Origin of the sequence: Prevotella koreensis (assembly GCF_003977605.1) — a bacterium.
In the GTDB taxonomy this organism is placed as follows: domain Bacteria; phylum Bacteroidota; class Bacteroidia; order Bacteroidales; family Bacteroidaceae; genus Prevotella; species Prevotella koreensis.
In genome coordinates this window covers 1,325,740-1,347,710 of sequence record NZ_RYYU01000001.1, presented here as the reverse complement: position 1 = coordinate 1,347,710, position 21,971 = coordinate 1,325,740, and the positions used below count along the sequence as shown (strand labels likewise).

Annotated in this window: 14 protein-coding genes and 1 pseudogene; 8 read left to right on the top strand and 7 right to left on the bottom strand. The window is 44.3% G+C overall.

From position 1 onward, the window contains the following. Positions 1–334: 334 nt before the first annotated feature. From EHV08_RS05740 to EHV08_RS05715, 7 genes and pseudogenes are all read left to right on the top strand, one after another. Entirely contained in the window at positions 335–1,390 is a 1,056-nt protein-coding gene (locus EHV08_RS05740) for an IS5 family transposase (RefSeq protein WP_126678466.1), read from the top strand. Between the two features lie 147 nt (positions 1,391–1,537). Beyond that, positions 1,538–1,705 carry a hypothetical protein gene (locus EHV08_RS11430; RefSeq protein WP_158676057.1) on the top strand — a complete coding sequence of 56 codons (168 nt, stop codon included), beginning with the start codon at positions 1,538–1,540 and terminating at the stop codon, positions 1,703–1,705. A gap of 170 nt (positions 1,706–1,875) precedes the next feature. Then, positions 1,876–2,070, top strand: coding sequence for an SPASM domain-containing protein (locus EHV08_RS11655; protein WP_238988017.1), 195 nt, complete (start codon positions 1,876–1,878; stop codon positions 2,068–2,070). Positions 2,071–2,083: 13 nt separating this feature from the next. After that, a complete protein-coding gene (locus EHV08_RS05730) occupies positions 2,084–4,426 on the top strand; it encodes an outer membrane beta-barrel family protein (RefSeq protein WP_126678465.1) in 2,343 nt (780 codons plus the stop codon). Positions 4,427–4,640: 214 nt separating this feature from the next. Further along, a pseudogene (locus EHV08_RS11905) lies at positions 4,641–4,787 on the top strand (IS982 family transposase); the annotation flags it as partial. 159 nt (positions 4,788–4,946) lie between these two features. After that, positions 4,947–5,414, top strand: a complete 468-nt coding sequence (locus EHV08_RS05720; RefSeq protein ID WP_126678464.1) for a MaoC family dehydratase — start codon at positions 4,947–4,949, stop codon at positions 5,412–5,414. Between the two features lie 221 nt (positions 5,415–5,635). Further along, positions 5,636–7,402 (top strand): DUF2207 family protein, encoded by a 1,767-nt coding sequence (locus EHV08_RS05715; protein WP_126678463.1) that lies wholly within the window; start codon positions 5,636–5,638, stop codon positions 7,400–7,402. A gap of 11 nt (positions 7,403–7,413) precedes the next feature. Here EHV08_RS05715 and EHV08_RS05710 read toward each other — a convergent pair whose 3' ends face one another. After that, complete coding sequence (locus tag EHV08_RS05710; RefSeq protein ID WP_126678462.1) at positions 7,414–9,099, bottom strand: LeoA/HP0731 family dynamin-like GTPase; 1,686 nt, start codon at positions 9,097–9,099, stop codon at positions 7,414–7,416. Beyond that, positions 9,086–10,900, bottom strand: a complete 1,815-nt coding sequence (locus EHV08_RS05705) for a GTPase domain-containing protein (protein WP_158676056.1) — start codon at positions 10,898–10,900, stop codon at positions 9,086–9,088. The genes EHV08_RS05710 and EHV08_RS05705 overlap by 14 nt, the downstream gene beginning before the upstream one ends. A gap of 222 nt (positions 10,901–11,122) precedes the next feature. Here EHV08_RS05705 and EHV08_RS05700 point away from each other — a divergent pair, with 222 nt between their 5' ends. Continuing rightward, on the top strand, positions 11,123–14,461 hold the full coding sequence (locus tag EHV08_RS05700) for a DEAD/DEAH box helicase (protein WP_126678460.1): 3,339 nt from the start codon (positions 11,123–11,125) through the stop codon (positions 14,459–14,461). A 249-nt stretch (positions 14,462–14,710) separates the two neighbouring features. Here EHV08_RS05700 and EHV08_RS05695 read toward each other — a convergent pair whose 3' ends face one another. The 5 genes from EHV08_RS05695 to EHV08_RS05675 all read right to left on the bottom strand — a co-directional run bounded on the left by EHV08_RS05695 (position 14,711) and on the right by EHV08_RS05675 (position 21,961). After that, on the bottom strand, positions 14,711–15,592 hold the full coding sequence (locus EHV08_RS05695; protein ID WP_126678459.1) for a carbohydrate kinase family protein: 882 nt from the start codon (positions 15,590–15,592) through the stop codon (positions 14,711–14,713). 76 nt (positions 15,593–15,668) lie between these two features. Then, complete coding sequence (locus EHV08_RS05690; RefSeq protein ID WP_126678458.1) at positions 15,669–16,823, bottom strand: MFS transporter; 1,155 nt, start codon at positions 16,821–16,823, stop codon at positions 15,669–15,671. Between the two features lie 104 nt (positions 16,824–16,927). Beyond that, a complete protein-coding gene (locus tag EHV08_RS05685; protein WP_126678457.1) occupies positions 16,928–18,823 on the bottom strand; it encodes a GH32 C-terminal domain-containing protein in 1,896 nt (631 codons plus the stop codon). A gap of 531 nt (positions 18,824–19,354) precedes the next feature. Then, positions 19,355–20,764 carry an RIP metalloprotease RseP gene (rseP, locus tag EHV08_RS05680; protein WP_126678456.1) on the bottom strand — a complete coding sequence of 470 codons (1,410 nt, stop codon included), beginning with the start codon at positions 20,762–20,764 and terminating at the stop codon, positions 19,355–19,357. Positions 20,765–20,806: 42 nt separating this feature from the next. Then, positions 20,807–21,961 carry a 1-deoxy-D-xylulose-5-phosphate reductoisomerase gene (locus EHV08_RS05675; RefSeq protein WP_126678455.1) on the bottom strand — a complete coding sequence of 385 codons (1,155 nt, stop codon included), beginning with the start codon at positions 21,959–21,961 and terminating at the stop codon, positions 20,807–20,809. Positions 21,962–21,971 lie beyond the last annotated feature (10 nt).

Genomic DNA, 21,971 nt, shown 5'->3' with positions numbered 1-21,971 from the left:
AATAGGAACATGCATGCTATTAAATTATTATCTTGGATGTTTGTTTGAAGACGATTCGTTATTGATAAAATCTCATCAACTTTACGAATGGTCAATCGCTAAAACAAACGAAGGAAATATTAAAAATTTACACTCTTTTGCGGAAGGGCTACCAGGGGTTTGTTGGCAGATTTCATATTATTCAAAACTTATTCATGAACCTATAGAATATGATAATACCATAGATGAACTAGTAGCTATATCTGCCCTAAATTCAATTAAGCATAATAATGAGACCTCTGCAAAACTCTTCATTTTCTTTGCTCATATCAAATATTTTTTGTACCTTTATGGCATGAAACAAAAGATATCCTCTCCAAGTTTTGCTGATATATTTCTTGGCCAAAGAAAGGTTAAGCAGACATTCTTTTCCCAAATAAACACAGTTATTGATTGGGCACCTATTCGTGCTATAATCGAAGCAGCTTACACCAAAGGCTATAAGTCTACCGGTCGTCCCGGCTATGACAGTCTTGTTTTATTCAAGATAGAATTGCTTCGCACCCGGTACGGTCTGAGTGACGGAGAGGTTGAAGATCAGGTTAACGACCGGCTTTCCTTTAGCCGTTTTGCAGGTCTCGGAATGGAAGATACTGTTCCTGACAGTACTACCGTGTGTCGTTTTCGTAATGTCTTGGTTGAGGCGGATTTATATGACACGCTCCTTGACGAGTTTAACAGGCAATTGGAAGTTAAAGGTGTCATTGTCAAGCATGGCGCAATTGTTGATGCAAGCATTACGAACACCCCCCGTCGTCCCCGCGGATGTAAGAGTTATGAGGTCGTTGAGGATAGAAAAGATGATGATAACACGGAGGCTTCGGAAAAAGCAATGGTCAAAGAAATCGTCAAGCCGAATGTGGATGCGGAAGCCCGTTGGATAAAGAAGATGGGAAAACTCCATTTCAGTTACAAACGTCACACGTTAACGGATGAAAATGGGATGGTACTTGCCGAAGAAACAACAGCAGCCGATGAAAGTGATATTAAACACTTGGAAACTCCTTTGAAGAAAGCCAAACTACCACGAAAGGCACTTGTCTATGCGGATAAAGGATACGATTCTACAGAGAATAAGGAAACACTCAAACGTATGGGACTCAAAAGCCGCATCATGCATAAGGGAACAAGAGGACATGAGATTAGCGAAAGACAGAAGGGGGTCAATATCGCTATAAGTAAGATACGCTACAAAGTAGAGCGTACCTTTGGTTCTATGCACAGATGGTTTGGTGCAGGAATAGCAAGGTATGTCGGACTCTCAAAAACACATGCACAGCATATAATGGAGTCAATTGCCTACAACTTATACAGGACACCGGGGATTATTGTGTGCAATTTTATCAAATAAGAGGAAACACACCCATAAAAGAGTGTGTTTACACTAAAGTTGCCTCATAAAGACATCCGTTGTTTATAAATATTCACTCATTTAAAGTTATAGAGATGAAAGTTGAGTGAGTGAAAGGTTTTGCAGAGGTCTCAAACTGTAATAAAAATGACGAAAGAGGCAAATATACCGGTCAGAAGCATTACAACGGACAACGGAACAGGGTATGCCGAACATCAGGAAATAAGGCAGGTTCAGGATAAAATAAATGGAATATCAAGAATAAAGATAGAATTTAGGACACCAAATGAAGTCTTTTCAGAATATTTTCTTTAATTTTGCAATTGCTTCTTGAATCTTCCGTGTGTAGCAACTTGCTCTACTGCTTACGTTGTAGAACCATTTGGAGGACTATACAAGTGTTGTAATGATATGGGAGATGAAAAAATGATTGTAGGCAAGATTGCTAATGAAAAGTTAATAAGACAGACCTCTACAATCAATATATGGTAGAAGGGCAATGGACTTCTGATGACGAATGCAAGAAATGCTTTTTCCTACCAATATGTAGTGGTGGATGTGCTTGGCAACGAATTAGAAATAAATTTCATGGAGGCTTGTATAACTTTTGTAGTATTTATAAAGAGGGTGGAATAGACAAGTTCTTAAAGGTCTATTATAATAAAAATCCTCTGAGTTAAAAAACAAATAACTATGAGAACTTTTCTTTTACTGATATTTGTCCATATCTGCATTGTTGCATTTCCTCAAGCATTCTGTATAAAGGGGACAGTAATTTCTGAAGACCAAAACCCGATAGAGTTTGCAAATGTTGCTCTGTCTGATAGGGACGGTAACATCCTTAAAGGAACCATTACTGATAGTTTAGGATTTTTTTGTCTTAGTTTGGATGGTTATAGTCAAATGAAAAATATTTTTCTGAAAGTTTCTCATATTGGTTACGAGAGTCATAAGCAATTAGTTGATAAAGAGGATTTTGGTATAATATTACTGTATCCTGTTAGCAAAGAGTTGAAAGAAGTTGTTGTAACTGGAAAGAAATCTCCATATACAATGAAAGCAGGTACGCTTACCGCCAATATACAAAACAGTATTTTGAAAGATGCAGGAAGCGCAATGGATGTTCTTAAACAATTACCATTAGTAAATATTAAAAATGACATTATCAATATATTTGGGAAAGGAAATGCACTGGTATATATTAATAATAAAGAACTTCATGGTGTAGAAGAACTGCTTAAACTATCTTCGAAAAGAATAAAAAAAATAGAGATTATTACCACGCCGGGGGCACAGTATTCTTCCTCAGTAGGTGCTGTTGTAAAAATATTTACAACAGAGTCTGCCGAAGGCTTTTCTGGGATAATTCACACAAGAGTGTACAGAGGAAAAGGGTGGAGTGAATCGCTTTTAGCCAATGCAGCATATTCAACAAAGAAATTTTCTTTTTTTGCAGACTATTCTATGCAAGATATTAGAAAGGAACAAACTCAACAGACTGAAGTGTCTATAAATGGGTTGTCTCCAAATCTTATTTATTCAAATAATGAACTAACCTTAAGAAGGCAATCCCATAATCTTGGCATCGCTGCAGAATATCGTGCATCAGAAGATCATCTGTTAGGAGTAAAATACAGTCATTCCTTTTTAACTGATGGACACTATAAAGTATATGGAGCAATAACGGCTTATTCCGACTCAAAAAGAAGTGCTGATTACAATCAAAAATCCAATTACTATCCTGATGGAAATGGTGGAAATATAAATGTATTTTACAAAGGTAAAGTTTCAGAATGGAGTATAGACCTTAACTCGGACTATATGTTTGGACATACAAAAACTTTTGCCTCTTATGACAATACTGAGTTTATCAGCAACAAACATAATATTGTCAATAGTAATAGTGAAAATAACTATCGTTTAGGAGCAATCAAATTGGAACTATCACGGAAAATCAGGAATTCTACAATTCTATTCGGAACCGACTATGCGAAAACTCGAAATCAATCATTTTATAGTAATGATAATAATAGTGATTTACAAAACGATTTGCCACAGACCTCTACCTTAAATAATCAAGACTTATTTGCGCTATTTCTTAATTACAAGTATAGTATATATCATTTTGATGTTGAAATGGGCTTGAGGTTTGAATTTATCAATCAACGTTATTATATAAATGAAAGACAACAAGAAGACCAGACAAAAAAATATAGTAATCTTTTTCCCACACTCGTTATCTCACGCTCACTTTTTGATGAAAAAGTGAATATGTCGTTAAGTTATAGAAGGGTTGTAAACAGACCATCATATTACCAATTGAGAGGTGACATTCAGTATAATTCTCCATATTCTTATGAAGTTGGAAATCCTTTACTGAAGAGTACTTATGTTGATGATATAAACTATACCGTGTCATATTCAAATTTGAATTTTATGACTTCCTATAAATCATACCATAACAAAACTTTGTTTACAATAGATCAATATGAGAATAAAGCCATAACCATGTCAGGTTTCACAAACGTGGATGGTTTTAAAAAGCTCAGCATTGTTTCAATCTGGGATCCTACGTTCTTTAAGGTCTGGAATCCTGAACTGGAAGTTGGATTTGAAAAGCAATTTTTTAAACTCAGAAATAAAAGTGTCGTGAATACTTACAATCGCCCTTATTTCTACGTCAGCTTATATAATATATTGAAGCTGCCCCTGGATTATTCTTTTGTCGTTCAAGCAAAATATTGGACATCATACAATTCTGGAGTTTCATATGAATACAGTGGAATGTTTGTTGATGCATTTATTCAAAAATATTTTATGGATAAAAAGATGGTTATAAAAATAGGAGCGGAGAATATTTTTAATACAAGTAAAGAAAAATGGGAAATGATGTATAATAGTATAAACTATAAAAAAATAGCCTATAACGATAATAGATTTATCTACATTTCGTTTACATATAATTTTCATAATACAAAAAAATATGCAGGAAAGGGAACCAAAAATTCTGAACAACGTCGCTTGAATACCCTCTAAAATGATAATATTTAGAAAACAATCAGACTCTATGGATTGTTGGGTTGCCTGCGTTGTTATGATTACGCCAGTTCGGGATAAGAAGGTTGTTTTAAAAGTTTGTAATCTTACTTGTTTTTCGTGACTTTATAGTTGTAAATTAATCAATTACAAACATTATAAGCGATGACTACCACCGACATAATTTTTCACTTCTTTCAAGGAAACTCCAGAGATTTTTTGTGTTATAGATGAGTTTTGCAAGAATTTAGATGCAGAGTTGAGTAAAAATCTTCAGATTGCCCCCACCGGTAAGGGATATAGGCATTTTCGACATCGTAAGGGACGTATGTCTGAAAATGAGATTATGACCATTTCTTTAGAACAAATCTGATGTATTGCCGGTATATATCGAAAATACAAAACTGTTGGTGTTGTTTTAAAAAAACTTATCCCGAACTTGCGTATTATTATGGGAAATAATATTGAATATCAGAAAAAAATGTTATTTTTGCATCAGAAAACAAAAATAAAAATTACAATGGCAAAACTTATAGTAAAATCTTACGACGAATTCGCATCTTATTTAGGGAAAGAACTTGGAACTTCCGAATGGCTTGAAATAGGTCAGGAGCGCATCAATATGTTTGCTGATGCCACGCTCGACCACCAATGGATACATGTGGATGAGGAACGAGCAGCAAAGGAAAGTCCTTATAAATCTACGATTGCCCACGGTTATCTCACGTTGTCATTGCTGCCACACCTTTGGGAGAAAGTGATAGAGGTGCAGAACATAAAACTACTCGTAAACTATGGCATGGACAAGATGCGCTTCGGACAGCCTGTGAAGACCGGATCGCGAATAAGACTGAAGGCATCTCTGCACAATATAAACAATCTTCGTGGTGTGTGCAAGACCGAGGTGGCGTTCAAAATAGAGATAGAGAACGAACGAAAACCGGCCATAGAGGGCATTGCCACATTCCTTTATTATTTCAACAACTGATACATTGGTATCGGATATACCTGCACATAACTTTAAATGATAGTGTCATCTATGACATCGTTACTATTGGAAACTTATCCCGGAATAGAAACGGAGCATGATATGTTTACCGATGCGTGGCTTTTTTTTCTTAATAACCCAAATGTTGTACTGATAATCTTGCATGTCGTGGTTATCATGGTGGCATTCTTTGCATATAAATTGTTTAAGTATTAAAGAGTATGCAGAAAAGAAACCGCCGGATATTGTTACTCATGTTGCTGGTATGCGCTCTTGCGTTGCCGGTAATGGCAGGGCGCACGGTAAGTGTCAACATTGATGTTGAACTGCTTGACAACGGAGATGCCCTCGTCCGCGAGAAACGAGTGGCAGAAATAAATGAATTTGGTACGGAAGGATATATCTCGATATTCAACCTTAGGCGCGGTATGTCTATCACAGACCTTTCTGTGAGCGACGAGACAGGGGAGAAATATGAATTTGAAAAAGTGTGGAATACCGAGCGTACACGCGACGAAAAGAAAAACCGATGTGGCTATAACTATACCGAGAATGGTGTGGAACTGTGCTGGGGAATAGGTGATGAAGGTGAGAGAACCTACTACATAAACTATCGTATCGTTGGACTGGTAATGGGTTACTACGAGAGTGACGGATTCAATCACTGTTTTTTCTCTACCGATGCGAACGGAACTGACGAGGTAAAGGTGAAGATATTCCGCAAGGGAGTTCTTTTCAAACGCTTCGAGCCTAAGGTGTGGATGTTCAGATGTTACGGCGACATCAATGTTGTTGATGGACTGGTGGATGCTCATACCACGGAAAGAATTTCAGGTGATGAAATGGTGGTGGTGATGTTGGAGTTCCCGAAAGGGGAGTTTCATCCGGATGTCAATGTCACAGGCAGTTTCAAGACAAATGTAAAGGACATCGCCATTGCGGGAAGTACATACGAGATGGCGGAACTTGAGAACAACACCTCGCTCTTTGAACATATCTCCAGAGATTCGGAAATATGGTTATTGGCTCTCGGTGGTATTATTTCGCTTTGCTTGACCATATTTGTCAGTGGCGCAATCGTATTTGACGAATTGAAACGAAAACTCAGACTCAAAAAGTTGTTAGGTGGCAGTAAGAAGAATATTATGTGGCGGCGTGATATTCCTTTGAATGGTGATTTGCTGAAATCGCGCGATGTCTATTCTGTCATAGAAGAATCTTCCATTACTGATAATGATGTCATTTCTGCATATACTCTGCGACTGATGTTGCAGAAAGATGTTGTGATAAGGCGACTTAATAATGCCGATGGGAGTGGGTATAAATATGTTTTGCTGATCAACCAACCTGTCGCCAAAGCACCGAAGGAAACTCTTGACCGTAACGAAAAGATGGCATTGTGTCTGCACCAACTTTTCTATGAGGCAGCCGGTGAAGACCATATCCTTGAAATTAATGAGATACAACTCTATTTCAAGAGATACCCTGTGGAATATCGTGAGAAAGTACGTGAGATTTATTCTCTATTACATGAAAGTAATAATATTAATCTTTTCACCTTGACGTGTGAAGAAGTGCGTAGCGTGATGGGATTCGACAGATTCCTGCGTGAGTTCACTCTCCTTAGCGAGCGCGATTTGATAGAAACAATGCTTTGGAAAGAGTATATGGTATTTGCCACAATGTTCGGTGTGGCAGGGCGCGTGAGAAAGGAGTTGCGCAAGTTGCTTCCGAAGGTAAGTATCCAAGATTACGAACTCTATAACTCAATCTCCGAAACTCCGATGTATCTCAATGCCGCAACGTCTATCTATGCCGGAATGAAGTATGTGAGAGAATATAAAACTTATGAAGAGAGAATGAGGGAAAAAGAAGAAAAGCGTAGAAGGGCAGAAGAGCAGCGCAGGCGTTCGAGCGGCGGTGGTGGCAGTTCGTCGTATAGCGGTGGTGGTGGTTACTCCGGTGGTGGTGGCAGCGGTTTCAGGTAAGACTTACGAACTCACCTGACAATCTCTGCGTCTGCGATGTCATGCTCCATCCATTGTCTGATGCGGTCGCGGTAGTTTCCCAAACTGTCGCTTTGTTGTTGCATCTGTTGCAGTTCTTCCTCGCGAGTGCCAATCAGTCGCAGCATCTCGGGGTAACTTGGAGCGAAAGTACTATAATAACTCTCATCGCTGTCGAACATCTTGAATATTCCGGAGAATATCTCGTTGACACTCTCGCGTAGCGTATGTTGCAGTTCGGCTACTCTTTCATTGCGCTGTTTCGCCTCGTACCAATCGTATAGTTCCATTGCAACACCGAGTGCAACTCCGGCGTTTCCTATCCATCTGCCTGCTTTGGTCTCAAACTTTGCCGCCCGTCCTACGGTACTTCTGAATGTTTGTGAGAACAGGTTGTAGGCATGACTCACCACGTCGAGTTTCGACTTCACTTCGCGCAGCACTTTCTGCGACTCTTTCAGGCCGTTGCCCAATATGTCGTTCTGTGCAGTGAATCGGCTCTCGAACTCTATTTCTTTGCGTTCGAGAGAGGTGTTGTTGGCCTCGGCACATTCCGACAAAATTTGATTGATGTTTCTGTTCAGTATATAGCACGTTACCTTTCCGTGTTCCATACCGATTTGTTCTTCAACCACCTGCACGAGTTGGTCGGCCGATTCGGCATGCCGAATTTCACTCAACACTCGTAGTTTCAAGTCGTTCATGCGGTCGGTCATAGTGCCCCGACTGCTGTTCAGTTCCTGTCGGAGTATCGCACATTCGTTCTTCATGTCGGCAATTTCCTCACGACACCGCATCAACGGGTCGGCCATGCGTCGGTTTGTAATGTCGATGTCGTTGCCTATGCCTGCCAGTACGTCGCGCACCACCGCAATTCCGGAGCCTTCGGCCAGTTCGGCAGCGGTGGTCTGTCCCACTAATCGTTCCACTTCCTGTCTCAATAATGATATGTGGGAGCGTCGTTCATATTCCTCTCTGCGTTCCAGCCAATATTCAAGTCCACGCCCTTTCGGGTCGGCCGCGATGCACACTATGCGCAATCCTTCTCTCTCATCGTCGGTAAGTGTGAGCGTGTCATCGAGACGTTGAACAAAGGTGGCGCGCTTCACAGCAGCGTGTTCGTTGTAGTCCTCCTCGTCTGTCATGTCTGTTCCTGCCTCATCCATTTTGTTTATTGCGAATATCGTAACCGGAAGTTTCCCGAAGTCACGCAACACCAGTCGCAGGCTATCCCTGTGAGAGTCTTTCAATGGCAGTACGGCATCGCAGACATATATCACTGCCTCGGCTTCGGAGATGTATTTACGAGTGAGTTCGGAACATCTTATCTGTTGTCCGTCAATCTCTTTCTCCTTTGTCCCGAACAGTCCCGGAGTGTCCACAATCTCATAGTCGTGCCCCAAAGAGTCGAGATGATATACCGTCAGTTCGTCTGACGACTCTTCCACGTCAATCTTCATCGACTCGTGCAGCCTCCCCATCATTCCTGCCACGGCACTCGTCTTTCCGTCGCTGAACGAGCCAAGCATCACGATGCGTGTCTTTCCGGCAGTTGCATTTTGTATCGCAGAGTCAACCTTTTCGGCCACCTCGCCGAGTTCGAGTCCCAGTTTCTGTCCTTGTTCCACGATGCTCTTCAGTTTTTGAAGACGCTCTATGCTGTTCTCATATCGTGCCATATTCCTTTGATTTTATATCTTCTATGAATTTTGTGATAGCCCTTTGGGTATCTTCTATTATACGCTCGATGGTCTGAAGGTTGTTCATTTCATGCTCTATTGCCTCTGTCATTCGGTCTCTGTTCTCGGCAATACGTTCGTTTATTCCCTTTGTCAGATTCCGGAGTCTTATATTGCTGTCAATCCTTGCTTTCTCAATCTGCCTGCGTGCCACCTGCTTGGCCTTGCTTCTGCGCTCGTCTCCGAAGATTGTCTTGCGTGCTATGTGCGACAGACCACCGAGCATTGCTCCTACCGCCGTTGCTACTCCGGGAGCGATAAAAGTGAAGAAACTACCGATGGAAGCCCCTCCCGCCACTGAAACAGCAAAGCCGCCAACGTCGCCGATGCTAAGATTCAATGCCTCCTCTATGCGCTTTGTGCTTACGAAGAACGAGCCCAACCGTTTCTGTGGGTCGGCAATGTTGAGTTGTTCGGCAAGTGGGATATAATCAATCTGCTGTTTCCGTAGGTTGATGTAGTCGTTCATCTCGCCGATATTGCGTGCCACCACGTCGTTCATACCGTTCTCTATACGCCCCGGTACGACAGCCTCCAACTGCTCTATGGCGAATTTCCGTTGCGCATCATTAAGCATTTTGTTGTCTATTGTGGCGCACACCTTATCTTTCAAAGCATTGTATTCCTTGTCGTTAACCTGCTTTATGTCGCGTTCGATGGCAGTCTGCGTTTTAGTTGCTGCAGCCCTTATGTCGCTTTGTAGGGTGTGCAGCAGTAGTCGTGTGCGGCGCGTTGCCTCCTGTTGTTGTTGCAGTTCTTCGGCTATTCCGTGGTAGGCGGTTCGGGCAAGCGAAATCATCTTCTGTTTGTTGGCCTCGACAATCTCTTCGAGGAAGTGGTCGGCCATGTTGTCGATAAGTTCGGTGAGCGCGAACATTCGGCTGAATCGGAACAGAGTGTTGCTGTCGCCGAACAGTTTTTTCAGTTTTGCTTGAGTGCGCAGCAGGTCGTTACGGCTCTCTGCGAAGTCGGCAACGGAGCACATTGCGAGCAGTCCTTGCAGTGAAATGTTACCTTTGTATCGCTCGCCGAGAATATCGCTGAACGTTCCGGTGATTAGAGTTTCGGTCTTTACGGTTTTCTCTGTCATCAGCGTTTCACGCTCTTCCGGTTCGTCATAGTCGCCCGCTCCACCTCTTATATTATATATCGAATACACGCTCACCCAATCTTTCAGGTAACGTTTTATCTTCTCTGCCGTTGCCGTGTCTGGCTGTTTGTTGTGTCCCTGCACGTAGAAAATGCTGTGAGCCTTGTCGAGTGCCCGCTTAATATCTTCGGAATAGTCCTCCTCCCGGCCCTCTATTCCCGGCACATCTATCAGCGTGAAAGGCTTGCCGTTAATCTTCAGGTGGTATTCGCAGTACACTTTCGTGAAGTCGGCACTACCGTCGCCCACAATCATTCCGTCATGTGCCGAACCGGTTCGTACACGTTCCATTTCGCGTGTTTCCTCGTTTGTGAGAATACGCATTGTCTCTATAATGGTGCTTTTGCCCGCGTTGGTTTCTCCGAAGAATGCAATGACGAGTTGATCCCACACCGTTGAGCCTATTGTTTGCTCTGCCTGTGTGTTATATCCGCTTATCAGTCTTTCCATTGTTGAGGCAAGAGCATCGCGCGTCTGAGTCAGCACGGCATCACGCCCGCTTGCCCCACGCATATCGGCGGCCGCCTGTTGCAGTTCTGCCACTATGCGTCGGTATTCGCGTTCCACTCTGGCTCGTGCGTTCTCGTTCATTGTTCCAATAGATTTTGCAAGGGCAAAAATAGGCATTACTTATGAGACTGCAAAATGTTTCGTCCCTTTTTTATCTACGTGTCGCAATGCCGTTGCCGCCTGCGAAGCGCGTACAACTTCGGCTTTTATGGATTATTAACCTCGGGTGTTTGGTGAAACGGCAGTCGTTTCGTAATTTTGTAATTTACTATACACTCAGATTACGAAACGAATAATATATAAATGACCTCCGAGGAATTGTTTGACAGGGCGGCCGAAATAGCCCATGCCGTGCACAGCGCGAACACTACTGACGAGTATTCACGCCTCTGTCCGAAACTGCTCAGACACATGCACGAGACGCTTGTCATGGCATCTGCCGCGGGTGTTGCCGACACCGAACAGGCTTACGGCAATCTGTTCTCGCAGGTTGGTTACTTATGCAAACGACACAGGGTGGCTGTGAGCGATGTCGTTGATATACAGGCGATGCGCCGCCACAGCAACAAGGCAGAGACAATCACGCCGGAGCAGTTGCTTTATGATGTGCGCTCTCTCTGTATCTTCGTTTCGGCTGTGTTCTCATGCCCTATTCCGGCATCGATAATAGGACTGGTACCACAGACCACACAGGAGAAACTCTCGCGCCGAGAGGAGGCGAAACGCGAACGATACCATTACGTCAGATGTATCGTTGACAGCATTGCAGACACATCTTTCACGGCCGTTGCCGACAATATTGGTGATGCTGCGAGAATCGAGGTGGACATTTCGGCAGAGCATTTGAAATATCTCCAACCGATACTTCGCGTCGGCATGCAGGTAAATCTGATTGACAGCCGTGCATCGGAAACCGACAGTGAAGAGATGCATTGCCTTGAACCGTCACTCATTGTCATCGAGCCCGACTTCCTTATAGACATCAGTACGATAGCATCTTGCTTCAAGAGTTACGGTCGCAGTCCGCTGAACTACATCGTGAAGCGCTTAGGAGCACCGGCAAACACACAGCCGATACTGCTCGGAAACCTTGCAAGCGCAGTGCTCGACAATACCATAAACGCCCCGGAGACAACCATCAACGACACCATACGTCAGAATTTCCGCGACAAGGCATTGGCTTTCAGTACCTGTGAAAACTTTAATGCCGCGACATTCGTCAGCGATGCGCGGAGGCAGGCTACGAATATCGCGGCGGCGATAAAGGTGATGAAGCATGATAAGGTAGCACCGTTACACACCGACAAGGCTTTGATAGAGCCATCGTTCGTGTGCGAGAAACTCGGCATTTCGGGTCGCGTCGATCTGATGAGTGCCGATATGTCGGTGCTGGTGGAACAGAAGTCGGGAAAGAACTGGAACATAGAGACGCATCGCAGTGGCAGGTATGGTGTGCAGTTGGAGGAAAACTATGTGCAGATGCTGCTCTATTACGGTGTGTTGAAATATAATTTCCAACTCTCCGGGAATAGGATAAACATGCACTTGCTATACTCAAAATATCCACCGAAGGACGGACTGGTGTCTATGAATTTCTATCAAGGACTGTTCCGGGACGCAATAAAGATGCGCAACCGCATGGTGACACTCGACATGTTGGTGGCAGAGCGCGGTTTTGCAACGATAATGCCGATGCTGAAACCGGATATTTTGAACGAGAATAAATGTACAGACACCCTATATCTGCGATTCCAAAAGCCGCAACTGCACGCCATGCTCGACCCGCTGCACACGCTGTCGGAACTCGAACACGAATATTTCTGTAGGATGATGACATTCCTTTTTCGCGAGCAAAGGGTGGCAAGACTCGGACTGCAAGAGGGCATCGGCTCATCGGCTGCCGACCTTTGGAACATGCCTCTTGCCGAAAAGCGAGAGACGGGGAATATATATACGGACCTGAAAATAACTGCGAAAGAGAAGAGTGAGGCATATCGTGGGTTCGACCTCATAACGCTTGCCGTGCCAAGTCAGGGTGATGATTTCCTTCCTAACTTCAGAAGGGGCGACGCGGTGTATCTTTATGAATACAAGGATGTGCCCGATGTGAGGCGTAGCATACTTTATAAGGGCTTTATAAAAGACCTTTCCGTAAATGAGGTTACGGTGGCTTTGGCCGACGGTCAGCAGAATGATGCAGTGCTTGTGCCACACTCTGATGCGGCTTACGCCGTGGAACATTCAGCCGGCGACCTGTCGCAAGGCAGTAAGATACATTCACTGCATAACTTCATAACGGCTCCGAAATCTTTCCGTGACTTGTTGCTGGCGCAGAGAGAACCGCTTGCGGACAGCAACGTGAAAGACGATGACATAACTGCTCGGGCACTGTCGTCAAAAGACTATTTCCTACTCGTAGGCCCGCCGGGAACGGGCAAGACATCAAGGGCATTGCGCAGTCTTGTGCAGGGAGAATTGGCTGCCGGCAGCGATACATCGTTGCTGCTAATGTCGTACACCAACCGAGCCGTAGATGAGATATGCTCGATGCTGAAAGATGCCGCAATAGACTATCTCAGGATTGGCTCGCCCTACCGCTGCGACCCGCGTTTTCACGACCGACTGTTTGCAAATGCCATAGGTGATGATGCCACATTGGCGAGCATGAAGCAACTGCTTGCAGGTACTCGTGTCATTGTGGGCACTACCACCACTATCTTGTCGCACGAGGAACTGTTCTCACTGAAACGTTTTTCGCTCGCCATTATAGATGAGGCAAGTCAGATACCTGAACCTGATATTGTTGGACTGGTGGGTTGGCATGATGCCGGTGGCAATATGGGAGTGGGCAGATTTATTCTAATAGGCGACCATAAACAACTGCCGGCGGTTGTGCAACAGAGTCGTACAGACAGTAGGGTGGAGGAGGAATGCTTGCGAAACATCTGTCTTGATGATTGTCGTAACAGTCTGTTCGAACGGTTGTTGCGAATAGAAAGGCAAGCCGGGCGAGAACGTTTTATCGGTGTACTGAACAGACAGGGGCGCATGCACCCCGACATAGCACACTTCCCTTGTAATATGTTCTATGCTCGCGAGAAGATATTGGAAGTGCCGTTGGAACACCAACTTGAACCATCAGATCGCTGTCGGCGCGTAGTTTTCATTCCCTCGGCCGACTGTCGTGAGCCGGGACGGTCTGACAAGGTTAATACAAGCGAGGCAGTAATAGTGGCGGAGCAACTGAAACGGATATATGATGAGCACCGCGAGGATTTCAATCCACAACAGACTGTAGGTGTGATAGTGCCCTATCGCAACCAGATAGCCGTGATACGGCGCGAGATAGAGTTGCTCGGCATTGAGCCACTGAATCGGATTTCCATAGATACCGTGGAACGTTATCAGGGTTCGCAGCGCGACATAATAATCTATTCTTTCACTATACAGAACCCATACCAACTCGATTTCCTCACAGCCAACTGCTTCGAGGAGGACGGCGTAATAATAGACCGAAAACTGAACGTAGCCCTGACAAGGGCGAGAAAACAACTTATAATAACCGGCAACCGCCGCATCATTAGCCGTAATGATATATTCAGACGGTTAGTGGAGAGTATTGAGGATGGATGTGTCGGATGAAATCAACAGACAAGATTGAGGATAAAGGAATCGTCATAGAGACAAATCAAGTAGATGAAGCCTATAAGCGTGTTGGAGATAAAAGTAGAAAGTTGCTTTTTGAAGAACGAACATTGTTAATGAAGGCATAATGGACATTTGGTGGGCTTAAACCTCTCGAATGTCCATTACGCCCAACTATTAGAATGAATGTACGGTTTTGTTTCTTCCCAAACCAGAAATTAATACGGCATTGGGAAGTAGCAATCATTATTTGATTCTATCAATCAGTTTCTTAGGGAGTTTTGGCATAGCACCGTTCTGCGTGCAGACATAGGCACTTACATCTACCGCCAGTTTGTGGGCTTCCGTAATTGGCATACCCGCCAATATGGCTGAAGCAAATGCTCCGGTAAAGGAATCACCGGCACCAACCGTATCAGCAACCTCCACCGTCGGTGTTTCCCTGAACGACTGGAGGTTTGGAGCAAACACGTAAGAGCCGTTCACACCACAGGTCAGTACGAGCATATCCAGATTGTACTTTCCTAAGAGCAGCCAGCACTTGTTCTCAATGTCAAGTCCCGGATAACCGAATAGACGACCTATGGTAACGAGTTCTTCATCATTAATCTTGAGGATATTGGCATGCTTGAGCGAATTAGTGATAATCTCCTTTGAATAGAAATTCTGACGTAGGTTAATATCGAATATCTTCAAACAGCCCTTGGGTGTGGCTTCAAGGAATTTCTGTATTGTCTGACGGCTTACGCTGCTACGCTGTGCCAGTGAACCAAAACACACGGCACGACAGTTCTTGGCAACGGTCTCAATTTCCGGAGTAAACGGAATATTATCCCATGCCACTCCTTCCTTTATATCATAGGTAGGCACACCCTCTATGTCGAGTTCAACCTGTACCGTTCCTGTCATATAATCCACTTCCGGCATGAGGTATTTTACTCCTTTTTTATCGAATTCATCAAGGGTTTCCTGTCCCAACGGATCATTTCCAACTGCACTGACAGCAAGCGAGTCATGACCGAACTGACCTGCATGATAAGCGAAGTTTGCAGGTGCGCCACCGAGTTTCTTCCCTTCCGGAAGACAATCCCATAATGCCTCTCCGAGGCCAACGATTACTTGTTTCATATATTTTTTGTTTTCAGTTATTTTCATAGAGGACTTATTTGACCAATACGGCAACAGAGCCAACTGGTAAATAGTCCTATTTCATCCTTGGAATATAAGAGAAAAGATAGAGCACGCCTATTGTCATAACCAAAACGGCACCAACCTGTCCGAAGGCATCGCCGGCAAAGCCCATCAAAAGAGGGAAGATGGTACCGCCGAAAAGACCCATAATCATAAGTCCGCTCACCTCATTTTGCTTATCAGGCACACTCTGCAAAGCACGTGCGAAGACCATAGAGAACACATTGCTGTTGCCATAACCGACAAGGGCAATCGCTACAAAAAGAATTGCTTTTGACGTTCCAACTGCCAGTCCGAACATTGAAAGTGCCATCATTAAAACAGAGATAATGAAGAACACTTTGTTGTTCATCACCCGCAGGAAAAATGAGCCTGTCAGACATCCGATGGTACGGAAGATAAAATAGAGTGAAGTTGCAAAGGCAGCATCGTTTAATGACATATTGAATCGTTCCATCAGAATCTTTGGTGCCGTGGTGTTCGTGCCAACATCTATACCCACATGACACATAATACCAAGGAAACTAAGAAGGACAATGGGTTTACCCAACAGACTGAAACATTCGGCAAATGAACTTGGCTTGCCCTCAATCGGTTCTTCTTCGATAGACGTAGAGAAGAGCAGCAGCGTGGCAAGGACTCCGATAATAAGATAAACAGGAAAGAGAACGCGCCATCCGAGACCAAAGGCCGGAATGCTTGCCTGCGCTCCCCATATAGCAATATAAGGTGCCATAAAAGAGGCTATGGCCTTGACAAACTGCCCGAAGGTAAGTGTTGAAGCCAAGTTCCCTCCTTTCATTACCGTTGAGACCAGTGGGTTCAACGATGTCTGCATCAAAGCATTGCCAATACCGAGCAGTGAGAACGAAACGAGCATCAAACCGTATGACTCACCGAATATCGGCAAGAGAAGGGATAACAGAGTAACGACAAGACTGATAAGCACAGTATTTTTACGGCCAATCCTGTTCATCAGCATCCCTGTCGGCACGGAGAAGATCAGGAACCAGAAGAAAACAAGAGACGGAAAGACATTGGCTGTGGAATCTGACAGATGCAAATCGTTCTTTACGTAATTGGAAGCAATGCCTACCAAGTCAACGAAGCCCATTGCGAAGAAGCAAAGCATTACGGGCAATAGCGCGAGTTTGTTTGTTTTCGACATAATGTATAAATTATTAGTTTGACCATTTTAATCTTCTTGATAACGGTTGCAAAGATATGTCTTTACAACGAAACAGACTTTCATATTCGGTTCATTCACCGCAACTACAGCCCTAATTCGCTCACCTTGATATTCTTGAAGGCAGTTTTGTTTCCGTCAGAATAGAACTTGATGGATGTATATGGCTGTGTAGGGAAGACAAGGTTTGTCATTGCGATGCGACCGCCATTTACAAAGATTTCAATCGAACACTTGTCAACAAAGATGTCCAAGTGATAGGTATCGGCATCACAGAGGGTCAGAGGAGCCCACGTTCCGAGGGCAAAATCATTCTTATAATTTACTGAATTCAACTTACGGAAAGGCTCCTTAATCTCCGGATGCTCGTGAAGATCGAATTCCTTTTCAATATTGTGGGGCTCGGCCTGCTCACCGAAATTGACCTTACCGCTTTCAGTACGATCCATAATAAGTCTGCCTTTCTTCATATCGAAATAGATGTCAACCTTCTCACCTTTATTGTTATAAAGTATGATTCCGGTCTTGGTCGCCTGTCCCGGCATCACGTTCATCTCCAGTTCAAAGGCATTCTCCTTGTTGGAAGAGACATTTGCAACATCCTTTTCGTGAGAGATGAGCAGGTCGGGCAGACTATTGCTATTCCTTCTCAACAAGCCGACTTCAGGTGCAACATTGGACGACATATATATTTCTCCATCCTTCCCTGTAAAGAGTTTGAACTCACGTGGGAGAGTATTGGCACCACGATACTGACGGATTGGGGTGACATTGGCATACTGCCAGTTGCTCATCCACGCGATACCCAGCACACGATCTTTAACGCCGGAGAAGGTCACTGTTGCATAATGATCCTTGCCATAGTCAAGAAACTTGGCAACAGATGGCTTACTGTCGAAGACAAAGTTATTTCCATCAAAGTCACCTACAAAGTACTCTGTAGCACTACCACCGAAGAGACAGCCCGGATTAATGTTCACAATCATTACCCATTTCTTCTTATTCGTATCGCCATCGACAGGAAGTTCGAAGAAGTCGGGACATTCAAACTGGTTCGGTTGTACACCATAGCCTTCACCGAAAGCACTTACATAAGTCCAATCCTTCAAATTGGGTGATGAGTAGAAACGCATCTCTTTGTCGGCAGACACTATCATATACCACTTCTTCAGCGGTGCATACCAGAACACTTTCGGGTCACGGAAGTCTTTGAGTCCGTCGAAAGGAGTCAGCACAGGATTCTTTTCATACTTATGGAAGGTATAGCCTCCATCAGTACTGTATGCCATACATTGTATCTGGCCATTCTCATCGCTGGCTGACGTATATAGTGCAACGATGGTATTCTTGCCATATCCCGCCGTACCATCAGTATCTATAACAGCACTTCCGGAGAAGATATGCCCCATCGGGTCGCGTGCTATCGTAGGGTTGACCTCTTCCCAATGTACAAGGTCGCGACTGACGGCATGCCCCCAGTGCATATTACCCCACTTTGACCCATATGGATTATACTGATAACAGAGGTGATAGACACCATCTTTGTAGAACATACCGTTAGGATCGTTCATCCATCCATACGAAGGTGTGTGATGGTATGAAGGGCGGTAGAAATCGGTGTTGGTAACATCCCACACGTTTGAAAGTTTCATCTCTCCTTCCTTGAGAGTCAGGGCATCGGACTTCAGGTTGAGAATCTTGATGACCGATGTCTTACCCATATTGAGTTTGAAAGGCACATAGTAGTCGGTCTTGTCTTGTGCCAATCTTATATACATCCATGTATCTGTTGGCTTTCCTTCGTCAAGTTTCACCTGTGCCTCATCTTTATCTTCCTGAACAGGCAGGATAAGGAACTTTGGTGACTTGTCAATCTTTACAATTGTGGTATCACCAACTCGCGTGATATTCATTTTCTGTGCCGTAGCAGACAGTGAAAGCCCTGTCAATGCAGCACAAAGGATGACATTTCTTTTTTTCATAGGTGTTTATGGTTAAGGCCATTTCCAGTCTCAACGCGGACTTTTCGGAGCAAGCCTGATAATGTTTATATATTGTTTATGAACTCATCCACGGGGCACTCAGCCTGTAGGCAGGCTGTAGTAAGATGCTGAATCACTTTTTACCATTGCTTAAGAATGTATTCGGCCAAGTCCAAATGCAGAACTGTCAACCATCTTTAGTGTACGTAGTCAGAAAAAAGTGCACAACTGCAAATATAGTTATTTAGTTTGATATTTCATCATTTTATTTTCATAAATTCTATTATTGGTTGATTTTTGTTTTATTACTGCCCGCTAAACCATTTTAGTTTTTACCCTCAATCTGTCATTAAGGAAGCATACCGGTAATAACAAATCTAAGCAAATGCGTCCTAATGACCTATTGGTAAAAGATTAGGGCTGAACTCCTATCTTGGAATTCAGCCCTTTTAGTTACCTCTGTCTTGACCACAAAACAATATAACCATGGACAAAGGTGTACATTTTACCTGCCAGTAATAATTTATATATTTACAAATATCCCAGCCAGCGCAGAATGTCGTTGAGATTGGCTACTACCATGAGAAGTATCAGCAGTCCGAAACCGATGTATTCTGCGTAAATTAGGAATTTCTCTGAAGGTTTGCGGCGTGTTATCATCTCATAGAGCAAGAACAATACGTGACCTCCATCAAGTGCCGGAATGGGCAGAATGTTCATGAAAGCGAGGATTATAGACAGGAATGCCGTCATCAGCCAGAACGAATGCCAGTCCCATGTCGGTGGGAACAGACTTCCGATTGCTCCGAATCCGCCAAGCGATTTTGCTCCTTCTGCCGAGAAAATGTATCGCATGTCACCAACATAACCTTTGAGAGTGTTCCAACCGTATGCAATACCTGCCGGTATGCTCTCAAAGAAGCCGTATTCCACTTTTATCGGTTTGTAGTATTTGTTGATGCTTGTTTGTCCCACGCCGAGCAGCAATTCGGGTGTCATCGTCAGATTTGCAACGAGCGTGTCTTGCTGCGATGTTCCCTTCAGTACGCTTACTGTTACGTTACGCACTTTCATTGAATCGGCACTCGTCTCCGCTGCGGTAAGCATATCTGTAAGCACTCCCCTCTCAAAGTTGAACTCGTTCCAAGAATCTATAGCCTTTCCGTTTATTGCAATCAGACGGTCGCCTTTACTAATCCCTGCTTTCTCGGCAGGAGAGCCGGGCATTACACTGTCTATTTCTGCCGGAATGAACGGACGTGCGAACACCGGTTCGCTCTTCAGCATTGTCAAAAGACTAATGTCTCCCGGTGTTTTGATGTCAATTTTCTTGCTTCCTATAATATTTCCTGCGGAGTCAGTGGTGTTTCTTATCACGGTGACGGTGTGTGCATCGGCAATGTTACGATATACGTCAACGTTGAATTTGCCGAACTCTTTTCCGTCGTATGCCACGAGAATATCATGGTCTTGAAATCCGAGTTTCTTTGCCTCGGTGTTGAATTTCCAACCCATTGTGAGGTCTTTTGTCTCGAAATAAGAGTCACCCCATGTGAAGAGTACCATAGCATAGATGAACAATGCAAGAATAAAGTTCACGAGTACTCCTCCGAGCATTATCAGTAGTCTCTGCCATGCCGGCTTCGTTCTGAACTCCCACGGCTGTGCCGGCTGACTCATCTGCTCTGTATCGAAACTCTCATCAATCATTCCCGAAATCTTACAATAGCCTCCAAGCGGCAGCCACCCGATGCCATACGTGGTTTGAGAGTTCTTTGGTTTGAACTTGAAAAGGTGGAACCAAGGGTCGAAGAAAAGAAAGAATTTCTCTACCCTAACGCCGAAAAGTTTTGAAAAGAAGAAATGTCCTCCCTCATGGAGTAGCACCAAGAGTGATATTGCCAGCACGAACTGCAGCAATCTGATCAAAAAAACTTCCATATATTAAAATGATGTGTTACGTTGTTATTTTATTTTTATGTTTTACAAAAGGTCTGTTGCGATGCGCCTTGCCTCACGGTCGGTCTCGATATAAACATCGTAGTCTGGCGAAGCACTGAATGTCGCGCGTTCCATGGTGCGCTCTATTATCTCCGCAATCTGCGGGAACGAACAGCGGTCTTCGAGGAAAGCGCGGTTCACTATCTCGTTTGCGGCATTAACGATGCACGGCATATTTCCTCCGCGACGTATCGCCTCGAAAGCGAGGGCGAGGCAACGGAATTTCTTCATGTCGGGTTCGAAGAACTCAAGTGGTTGTTTGAAGAGGTCGAGACGATTGCCGGTGAGCGTCAGTCTGTCGGGGAACGAGAACGCGTATTGTATAGGCAGACGCATGTCAGGCACACCGAGTTGTGCTTTTACCGAACCATCGCAGAACTGCACCGCACTGTGAACTATAGACTGCGGATGTACAAGCACTTCGATGTTGTCAGCCTCTACGCCGAAGAGCCATTTCGCCTCAATCACCTCAAAGCCTTTGTTCATCATCGTAGCAGAGTCTATCGTTATCTTTGCTCCCATGTCCCATGTGGGGTGTTTCAGAGCATCGGCTTTCGTCACACCTGCTATCTGCTCGCTTGTCATTAGTCTGAACGGTCCTCCCGAAGCCGTTAGGAGAATCTTGTCGATGGGATTGTCGCCTTCGCCCACGATGCACTGGAATATTGCCGAGTGTTCACTATCAACCGGAAGTATCGGTGCGTGGTTCTCGATAGCAAGCCTTGTTATCAGTTCGCCGGCAACCACGAGTGTCTCTTTGTTTGCGAGGCATATTTTTTTCTTTGCCTTAATGGCGCGGATTGTGGGTGAAAGACCTGCAAATCCGACCATTGCCGTGAGTACCATGTCTATTGGTTCGGCCTCCACTATCTCGTCTATGGCACGCGCTCCGGCATACACTTTCACTTCCGGCATGTCGCTAAGCATTGCCTGCAGTTCGTCATATCTCGCTTCGTTGGCAATGACCACCGCCGCAGGGCAAAACCGCCGTGCCTGTTCGGCAAGTTCTTTTACACGGTTGTTAGCCGTGAGACAATACACCTCATACAGGTCGCTGTGCTCCTCTATCACTTGCAGTGCCTGAGTACCGATACTTCCTGTCGAGCCTAATATCGCTATCTGTTTCTTGGTTTCCATTTTCTTTATG

Excerpts from the sequence above, each read along its gene's own strand:
- EHV08_RS05740 (WP_126678466.1), top strand. The coding sequence starts at position 335 with ATGAAACAAAAGATATCCTCTCCAAGTTTTGCTGATATATTTCTTGGC.
- EHV08_RS11430 (WP_158676057.1), top strand. The coding sequence starts at position 1,538 with ATGACGAAAGAGGCAAATATACCGGTCAGAAGCATTACAACGGACAAC.
- EHV08_RS11655 (WP_238988017.1), top strand. The coding sequence starts at position 1,876 with ATGGTAGAAGGGCAATGGACTTCTGATGACGAATGCAAGAAATGCTTT.
- EHV08_RS05730 (WP_126678465.1), top strand. The coding sequence starts at position 2,084 with ATGAGAACTTTTCTTTTACTGATATTTGTCCATATCTGCATTGTTGCA.
- EHV08_RS05720 (WP_126678464.1), top strand. The coding sequence starts at position 4,947 with ATGGCAAAACTTATAGTAAAATCTTACGACGAATTCGCATCTTATTTA.
- EHV08_RS05715 (WP_126678463.1), top strand. The coding sequence starts at position 5,636 with ATGCAGAAAAGAAACCGCCGGATATTGTTACTCATGTTGCTGGTATGC.
- EHV08_RS05710 (WP_126678462.1), bottom strand. The coding sequence starts at position 9,099 with ATGGCACGATATGAGAACAGCATAGAGCGTCTTCAAAAACTGAAGAGC.
- EHV08_RS05705 (WP_158676056.1), bottom strand. The coding sequence starts at position 10,900 with ATGAACGAGAACGCACGAGCCAGAGTGGAACGCGAATACCGACGCATA.
- EHV08_RS05700 (WP_126678460.1), top strand. The coding sequence starts at position 11,123 with ATGACCTCCGAGGAATTGTTTGACAGGGCGGCCGAAATAGCCCATGCC.
- EHV08_RS05695 (WP_126678459.1), bottom strand. The coding sequence starts at position 15,592 with ATGAAACAAGTAATCGTTGGCCTCGGAGAGGCATTATGGGATTGTCTT.
- EHV08_RS05690 (WP_126678458.1), bottom strand. The coding sequence starts at position 16,823 with ATGTCGAAAACAAACAAACTCGCGCTATTGCCCGTAATGCTTTGCTTC.
- EHV08_RS05685 (WP_126678457.1), bottom strand. The coding sequence starts at position 18,823 with ATGAAAAAAAGAAATGTCATCCTTTGTGCTGCATTGACAGGGCTTTCA.
- rseP (WP_126678456.1), bottom strand. The coding sequence starts at position 20,764 with ATGGAAGTTTTTTTGATCAGATTGCTGCAGTTCGTGCTGGCAATATCA.
- EHV08_RS05675 (WP_126678455.1), bottom strand. The coding sequence starts at position 21,961 with ATGGAAACCAAGAAACAGATAGCGATATTAGGCTCGACAGGAAGTATC.